This window comes from Neobacillus drentensis (genome assembly GCF_036965645.1).
GTDB lineage: Bacteria > Bacillota > Bacilli > Bacillales > Cytobacillaceae > Neobacillus > Neobacillus drentensis_D.
The window spans coordinates 1-8,075 of the sequence record NZ_JBALPZ010000008.1; the positions used below are offsets into that span (position 1 = coordinate 1).

The window sequence follows — 8,075 nt, forward strand, 5'->3', positions numbered from 1 at the left end:
ATCATATTCCTTATACTTGAATATTGTTAATAAAAAACTTTTCCATTTTGTTATATATAAAAGAGATATCAATCTTTTGTTTATTTTGCGAAGAATATGATTCGAAGGAACAAAAACATTTAAATAAATAAACTCCAATTTTATTTGGTATTCATCTTTACAGCCCATAGTCAATATAATTCCCCAAAATAAAAAAACCTGTATTGAATAAATTCTACACAGGTTTTGGAAATTCTATTAGATTGTCAACAGCCCCTTTATAGAGCTCCTTTTACTTATTTATATATTTATTAAACCGTCTACATGTTCTTTGGCTTTTTTCAGAAACTCCAGGGACTGATTTTTAACCTAAGACTCTCAACCCGATGAAGCATGCGATTTCATGCGAATATCGTAAGAAGAAAAAAGTCTGCCGTATAAATAAGTAAAACTAAGTTGTAGACATGAGGCTATGTAAAAAGGCAGAGATAGGGAACCCAATCCAAAAAGATAGCCTGTAATATACGGTCCAATGGAGGTGGGCAGCCTCATTGAAAAAAGATTGATGCTTGACGCAAAGCCGCTCCGCTGGTTACGTGTTAAACTCACACTTAGCGCCTGCTGTGCCCCTTGCGTACCTCGATTTAATGCCGTTCGAAGCATATAAATGACAGAAACGAGTGCGTATGATGATAGTAAGGGCATCAAAATCAAAAGCAGACTTCCGATAAAACGGATGAAAACAATGGACCGGATTGTCCCATGTTTATGAGATAATCTTGCTTGTAAAATGGAAGTAATTCCGGTCATGAAGAAAGTAACAGCCAATGTGCTGCCAATTTGAGCTTGGCTTGCCCCAAATTTAGCCGAAAACCAATAGGACATCATCGGCCCGGTCAACCCGATGGCAATCCCATTAAGGATGTTAATGGCTGCAAGCTTCAATACCGCTGCATTTTCTTCATGCAAGATTTTCTTTTCTTCATTCCTCCGTCCCTCTTTTTTGTTTCCTTGGCGGTTTTCGGCTTCTCCTCCTTGAATGGTTAAAATGATGGAGGCTGTGATCAAAGATGCAACGAGAATATAGCAGAATAGAAGGCGATAAGGAGATACTCCAGTTTTCAAAAAGGATGCAGCCCCCGCTAGCACTGCTCCCGCCCCCATTCCGAAAAAACTGAGAGCATTATTCAAACTGTATACTCTGCCGCGTTCTGCTGTTGGGACAAAGGATGCCAACCAGGCTTGCTCTGCAGGGGCACATGGACTGGGTGAACCCGCGTCTGCTTTTCCAAATCCGGTAAGTGTAATCGCAATAGACAATAAAATTGGGTTAGTGGTTAATACCCCGGCCAGTGCACATCCAGCGGTAACTAGTTCAGAAATAAGGACAAACGGTTTTCTGCCAAGCCTGTCACTATAAACACCTATAAAGGGTGCAAGGACAACACCGAGCAATCCTCCTGCCGCAAGAACACTGCCAATCGCTGCTGTGCTCCACCCCAGCGCATCGAGATACAAAGCCAATTCCACTACCATCATGCCTTGTCCAATACTGCGAATAAAATTTACCAGCATGAGCCGCTTGACCACCGGATGAATTTGACCAATTCCTGTAAACTTCATTTTGTTCACTACCTTTTCATTTTTTAGGTAATATTTAGGTTATAAAGTTTCTACTTAAAAGGGTGCCAATTCTTAATTTCCTTTATTCATAGACATAAACAAACACAGGTAACCGTGGAATGACATGTTTACATGGGATTTAGGGTAAAGCTTTAGGAGGGAAAGGGATCGAATCGATATGGCAGGTAAATGGAAGGGAATTAATGATTAGTCTCGCGACTTCGATTCTTTTAAGTGGTTTTTATAATAAATTTTGAACTGATTGAGGCCGGATTGGCCTTTTTTATTTGAGGGTTGAATTTATGACCATCGGGGCCTGTTTTCGGGTTGGACGGGAAAGGAGAGCTTCCATCTATGACATCACCTCTTAAAACTCGTCCTCTTATGCATACAAAGTTGAAAACAGTCGAAAAAAAATGATGCTACAGGGTATGTACGTGTCCCCTGCAGCACCACTTTGGCAACGCCTATTTTTTTAATAACCGTTTTATTGAAGATCGGTCCTGAGAATACCTTCGATAGATTAGGGCTGATGATGATTCAACCGGTTTGCTGTTGGCATCCTGTACAGCTTTTTCAATTAAATGATGTTCTGGTGCCCATTGGCAGACTGGGTCCATCGCATAAGCATCTCCCGTTAAGGCAAAAGCCTGACAGCGGCACCCTCCTCCATCCTGCTGCCTCAAATCACAGGTAAGACAAGCTTTGGGCATCGATTCTTCCCCCCGGAAACGGTTAAAAGATTCTGATTCATACCAAATATATCCTAGCGAAGACTTACGGACATTTTCAAAAGATAACCCTTTTATAATCCCGGCGGTTGGACACGGAAGGGCAACTCCATTCGGAGCTACCGTTAGACCAATAGCTCCCCATCCCCCCATGCAAGGCTTGGGTGCAGATGCATAATAATCAGGAATAACCCAAATAATTTCCATTTTCCGCTTCAGTCTTGCTTTTGCGGCTTCATAGACTGCACTTGCACGCTCAATCTGGTCCCTGCTTGGCAGCAGTTTCTCCCGATTCAGCAGTGCCCAGTTATAATACTGGGTGTTCGCCAGCTCCAACCGCTCGGCTCCCAGTTCTTCCGCAAGCTGGATGATCTCCCCCACCTGATCAAGATTCATTCGGTGTAACACCACATTTAATGACAAATGCAATTCTGCCTGTTTTACAGCAGTGACCGCTTCCCGTTTTTTCTCAAAGGCTTTGTATCCGCCGATCCGATCAGAAAGCTTCGCTTCTGCTGCTTGAAAGCTCACCTGCACATTTGCTAAACCAGCTTCCTTAAGCCGAATCGCTTTTTCCGTTGTTAAGCCAATGCCGCTTGTAATGAGATTGACATACATCTCTAGTCCAGCAGCTTGGCTGATAAGGGGTTCCAGGTCATCCCGCAAAAGCGGTTCGCCGCCAGAAAAATGAACTTCTACTACTCCCAATTCGGCAGCCTCGGACAAAACCCGGCTCCATTCCTCCGTTGAAAGTTCCATGGCTTCCTTTGCCATTTCAATAGGGTTTGAACAATACGGACAATTCAAAGGACAGCGATGGGTTAATTCAGCAAGCAGCGAATAAGGGGGGTGAACCCCACTATGGCTCTTCGTTTTCATGCTGAATCACCACCCATCCCTGATCCGCCATCTCCCGTAAAAATTCGGAAATGTCTGCCTCCACTGTTTTCAAATCGGGCAAGGCACCCGAACTCTTTGTTTCTGAGCCTGCCATTAGAGAAGTCCTGATGTCTTCAGTGATGGTGTTTACGGTCCGGCTGCCGTCACATAAACGAAGGATTGATGCGGCAGTTTCGTTTAGGACTACAACCTTTTCCGGTAGCAAAAGGAGATGTTTTTCTCTCACCTTATCAAATTTTAATCGCGCCTTTGCAGCGAGTTTTGGAAGACTGCCAGCCACAAAAATAGACTCCACCACCAATCATTTATTTTTCCCAGTTCACTGTTTAGAGGGATAGGCCTTTTCGATCGCATCAAGCTGTGCCCATAATACATCACATTTGAACCGCAAGGCATTGACAGCCCGCTGTTGTGCTTCCGGTGTTCGACATTGGGTTAATACAAGTCTGAGGGCTACATCCGAATCACAAGGTGCCTGAGTCAAGCGGCTTTGAAAATAATCAAGCCCTGAACGGTCAATCCAAGGATACAGCTGCTCAAAAACTTTTATCCTTTTTGAGATAAGGTCAGGCGAAAACAATTCTGTCAGCGAGGAGGCAACAGCTTCAATCCACGGTTTTGTCCGAGCAAAGTTCACATAGGCATCCACAGCAAATCGAACGCCGGGGACCACATGCTCCTCCCGTATGACTTCTTCCCGAGACAATCCTACCGCTTCTCCCAGCCGCAGCCATGCTTCAATACCGCCATCTTCTCCAGGCCTTCCGTCATGATCAAGAATGCGGCCAATCCACTCTCGCCTCAGTTCCCTTGACGGCAGATTGGACAGGATGGCTGCATCTTTAATTGGGACTGATTTCTGGTAGTAGTATCGGTTGGCCACCCAGCCGCGAATCTGTTCTTTGCTTAAGTTTCCTTGGTGCATTACGATATGAAATGGATGTTTGTCATGATAGGAAGAACGCCCTACATTCCTAAGCCGCCCCGTGAATTCATCCGCCGGCCAAAGCTCTTCCCTTTTTTTATCACGGCTAACGAACCCTTTTTGATCCAGCAAACGTCACACCTCCAATTCCATACCATCATAGGCGACTTCAATACCAAGCCGCTCCACTGTATACCTCTCCACTGAGTCCTTTTTCAAAATAGGGTTGCTGTTGTTAATGTGGATTAGAATTTTTCTCTCTGCCGGGAAAGAAGCTAATAACTCCAAGGTACCTGATGGTCCGCTAATCGGTAAGTGGCCCATGCTTCTTGCGTCGCGAGAGGCTGCCCCCATCCCGGTTAATTCATCTTCCGACCAAAAAGTTCCATCTACCATCAGGATATCGGCTTTCTTTAAACAAGCTTCTATAGCCGGAGTGATCTTTTCTAATGTAGGGAAGAATGCAAGACACCTGCCCGAATTCTCATTATGAAGAACCAGTCCAACCTCCCAAATCTCTTCATGACAGTCCAGCTCTTGGGTCGACTTGGCATAGAGCGGCGGTTTTTTCGAAACGGGAACCGGCTCAACGATGATGGTTCCTCCTTCTCCTTCATGTAATGGTCCCACCTTTTGCCGAATGCCTGGATCAAGAGACTGCCATTCCAAGGAACAATAGTTTTTTAGCATTGGAAACACAGGAAATGCGGATTGCAAGCAGCTTCGTACCATCTCGGTTCCATAAATCGTCAGACTGGAGCCCTCCCGCAGTGACAAAAGCCCGATCGTATGGTCGAGCTCCGCATCGGTTAAAAAAACACCGGCAAGAGGGGTTTCTCTTATGCCTGGACCTGCATTTAGGGAAGCAAACGATTCAATTTGCCTGAGAATATCCGGTCCTGCATTGATGAGGTACCAGTCCTTTTCATTGGCAGTTACCGCAAGCGAAGATTGTAATAACGGCCGAAGTGCAGTGTTTCCTGAGCGGACTGCCCGACAGTTGGGACAGGCACAGTTCCATTGCGGAAAGCCTCCTCCGGCCGCTGCTCCTAATACTCTAATTCGAATTTGGTTTCAGTCCTTTCCGTTCGATGCGGGCATTGTTTTTTTCCATATTCCGCGTTTTTCCAAAAAACCTTGCAACCTGCCACCCTATCGCCATATTCACCACAGCCATTAGGATATATAGCAAATAATCCCCTATTGGATCAGGTAGCAGGAGATCAACAAGCAGCCAGCCACCTGCTGTAGCACCCCCGATCATCATACCCATCACTGATTTTAAGTATCGATTCATTTGGCTCACCCTCCATGCTTTAATTAAAATCATGAACAAGAGGCAACCAGTCTCGAGCTACTTGCCAATGTAGGAATACATCGTCACCTCGCAAGAAGTGTTGATTATTTCGTAATCAGGCTTGATCCACATGTGATCCCCCCCTTTCATGACACTTTCAATTATGATTATTTTTCAAAAGAGTGTCTGATTTTACCTTTCAAAACAATCTTATGTCAGCGAAAACACCAAAATAACTAAAATTTCAACTTATAGTTGTCCATAACTGCCCTTATTTTGCAAAATGCCACAAAAAAGGACAAGCTTGGAAGCACAGGATAATAAAAAAAACCTGAGTCCGTTAACTCAGGTTTTCTTAGTTCTATTAAATTACTTCTTCTGAGACAGCCACTTTGCCAATACTTCAGCCTGATCCTTATCAACAAGACCTCCAGGCATACGTCCGCCTCCGTTAATGATTTGATTTAATATCTCCTCTTCAGTCATGGATACTCCAACATGTCTAAGGTCAGGACCTGCACCTCCCTCAAGATTTCCACCATGACAGGACATACAGCTCTTTTTGTAAATGACTTCAGCATTCATAGCAGCAGGCTGCTTCTTATCTTTTTCTTTATTCCCGTGGCTGCCATGATTGGCGTTATCAGATTTCCCTTGGCCTTCTGGGTCTGCGCCCCCTGGATCTTTTGAAGGAGTTACAGATTTATCCCCCCCCAGTCCGTAGGTTACAACCTTTGTTCCAGTAACAAAAGTAACGTATTGTTTACCACTATCCATATAAATTGCCGGCGCCATCATAATCTGAGCTCCGCCGCTTTTCATGTTCCATAAGACCTTTCCAGTTTTAATATCAAGGGCATTTACCGTTCCATCCAATTCGCCGTAAAAAGCAAGTCCTGTAGTTGTACTTGTAAACCCTCCGCGCATTGGTTGTTTAGTCTTATTCTGATAGGCATGCTTGCCAGTATTCACATCAATGGCGGTGATAGTACCGGATATGTCTTCACCTTTTGGCCCCAACGTTATCGCAGTTCCTGGGAATAAACCATTTTTTTGCTCGACTTCATTTTCATCTTTCGCTGCAACCTCTAAAGATGGCTTATTAATACCAGGAATCAATACATAATTGGTTTTAGGATCATAGGTTTCCGGAGCATAGTTTTGTCCGCCTTCTGCTCCTGGCCATTGCATCGCCGGTTTATTTGGATCCGTTGGCTGTGTGGTGTGCTGGATTTTGACAAATGGAACGCCATTATAAATGGTATCTCCTGTTTTGGCATCCCACGCAAACCATTTTCCGTTCTTTCCGCCGTGTACGACGATTTTTTGCTTTTTGTTGTTGACCGTAGCATTAAGGATCATCGGAGTTGAGGTCGCATCATAATCCCATTCGTCCTCTTCATCCATTTCCGAATTTGCCCAAATCAATTTGCCTGTTTTACTTTCAAGAGCAACGACCGAGTCTGTATAAGGGTTTTTACCTGGGCGAATTTTCTTAAAAAAGTCAGGAGCAGGGTTACCCGTGCCAAAATACATCACGTCAGAATCCGGGTCAAATGCAATCTGTCCCCAGACGGCTCCGCCTCCTGTATATTTGCCCTTTACCCAATCTTCCCCCTTCTCAGGGACTGTCCAGAAGGGTCCATCCCAGGCTGGCGTCAAGTCACTTGCTTTATATGCCATCACAAAGCCTCGAATACCATTATCACCGCCGCTGCTTCCCACATAGACGTTTCCTTTATAGTACATTGGCGCCATTGTTTCATAATATCGGTTTTCAAGCTTGACTCCTGGTATTGTATCCCAAAGGTTGATCATTTTAATCAATTTTCCGTCTTTCGCATTAAGCTTGGCTAAGCGATTATCCGCAATAAGGACAAACACATTGCCTTCCTCAACAGCCACACCCCGGCTGGCAACCACTTCTAGTAGGCTTAGATCCGCATGGTCAAGATGGTCAAGTACATCTTTTGGCGGCGTCCATTGCCAAATTTTCTTCCCATTTGAGGCATCGATGGCAAACACTCGGTTCATGGATGTCGTGACATACATGACACCATCTTTCACTACTGGAAAATCCTCAGAGGCATTAGGAATCTTCTTATCCCAATTTGCCAAATCTGCCTGCCAGACAATACCTAAATCCTTCACATTGTCTTTTGTAATCTTGTTATAAGGGACATGCCGAGATTGTTGTAAGTCATACCCCCAAAGTGGGAAACCGTTATCCTTTTCGGAACTGGTCGTTTGTTTTTTTGCAGTGTCCTGTTTTTTTGCAGGTTTCTGCTGACAGGCAACAATTAATACTACCGCCAATAAAGCTACGAATATTGTTTTTAAATAACGAATCAAAAAAAGACCCTCCTTATGTGTATAAGTTCAGAGTGATTGCCTCTATTTTTGGTTGCTCTGAATTTTCCCATCCGGGGAGAACCCTACATTATTGGTCCTCACTCTTTTTTCTATATTGAGTAAAAGTTTCCTTAATTATGCAATAAGTCATTTACATTAAATGGTTTTTTTAAATGGTGGATGAGGAATATTTACCAAATGTGGAGACATTCTATATTTGAAATAAATTTAAAGAATCTCAGGATGGTGATTGAATGAAGACTTTCTC

At 44.0% G+C, this 8,075-nt stretch carries 8 protein-coding genes; all 8 read right to left on the reverse strand.

What is annotated here, in order from left to right; translation table 11 throughout:
- Window positions 1–357 precede the first annotated feature (357 nt).
- Window positions 358–1,602 (reverse strand): MFS transporter, encoded by a 1,245-nt coding sequence (locus V7266_RS01475; protein ID WP_335465462.1) that lies wholly within the window; start codon window positions 1,600–1,602, stop codon window positions 358–360.
- Window positions 1,603–2,069: 467 nt separating this feature from the next.
- Entirely contained in the window at window positions 2,070–3,212 is a 1,143-nt protein-coding gene (gene pqqE, locus V7266_RS01480) for a pyrroloquinoline quinone biosynthesis protein PqqE (protein WP_335465463.1), read from the reverse strand.
- Window positions 3,193–3,513: a pyrroloquinoline quinone biosynthesis peptide chaperone PqqD gene (gene pqqD / locus V7266_RS01485; RefSeq protein ID WP_335465464.1), complete on the reverse strand. Its 321-nt coding sequence runs from the start codon at window positions 3,511–3,513 to the stop codon at window positions 3,193–3,195. The genes pqqE and pqqD overlap by 20 nt, the downstream gene beginning before the upstream one ends.
- Window positions 3,514–3,552: 39 nt before the next feature.
- The gene (pqqC, locus tag V7266_RS01490; protein ID WP_335465465.1) at window positions 3,553–4,290 is read right to left on the reverse strand and encodes a pyrroloquinoline-quinone synthase PqqC; all 738 of its coding nucleotides are present in this window, start codon (window positions 4,288–4,290) and stop codon (window positions 3,553–3,555) included.
- A 3-nt stretch (window positions 4,291–4,293) separates the two neighbouring features.
- Window positions 4,294–5,226, reverse strand: coding sequence for a pyrroloquinoline quinone biosynthesis protein PqqB (pqqB, locus tag V7266_RS01495; RefSeq protein WP_335465470.1), 933 nt, complete (start codon window positions 5,224–5,226; stop codon window positions 4,294–4,296).
- A complete protein-coding gene (locus tag V7266_RS01500) occupies window positions 5,216–5,455 on the reverse strand; it encodes a hypothetical protein (RefSeq protein WP_335465466.1) in 240 nt (79 codons plus the stop codon). The genes pqqB and V7266_RS01500 overlap by 11 nt, the downstream gene beginning before the upstream one ends.
- Window positions 5,456–5,512: 57 nt before the next feature.
- Window positions 5,513–5,605 (reverse strand): pyrroloquinoline quinone precursor peptide PqqA, encoded by a 93-nt coding sequence (pqqA, locus tag V7266_RS30680; RefSeq protein ID WP_412759017.1) that lies wholly within the window; start codon window positions 5,603–5,605, stop codon window positions 5,513–5,515.
- A gap of 219 nt (window positions 5,606–5,824) precedes the next feature.
- Window positions 5,825–7,807: an outer membrane protein assembly factor BamB family protein gene (locus tag V7266_RS01505; RefSeq protein WP_335465467.1), complete on the reverse strand. Its 1,983-nt coding sequence runs from the start codon at window positions 7,805–7,807 to the stop codon at window positions 5,825–5,827.
- Between the last annotated feature and the right edge of the window lie 268 nt (window positions 7,808–8,075).

Bases quoted from the DNA above. Each gene is read 5' to 3' on its own strand.
- V7266_RS01500 (WP_335465466.1), bottom strand. From the start codon at position 5,455: ATGAATCGATACTTAAAATCAGTGATGGGTATGATGATCGGGGGTGCT.
- pqqE (WP_335465463.1), bottom strand. From the start codon at position 3,212: ATGAAAACGAAGAGCCATAGTGGGGTTCACCCCCCTTATTCGCTGCTT.
- V7266_RS01475 (WP_335465462.1), bottom strand. From the start codon at position 1,602: ATGAAGTTTACAGGAATTGGTCAAATTCATCCGGTGGTCAAGCGGCTC.
- pqqA (WP_412759017.1), bottom strand. From the start codon at position 5,605: ATGAAAGGGGGGGATCACATGTGGATCAAGCCTGATTACGAAATAATC.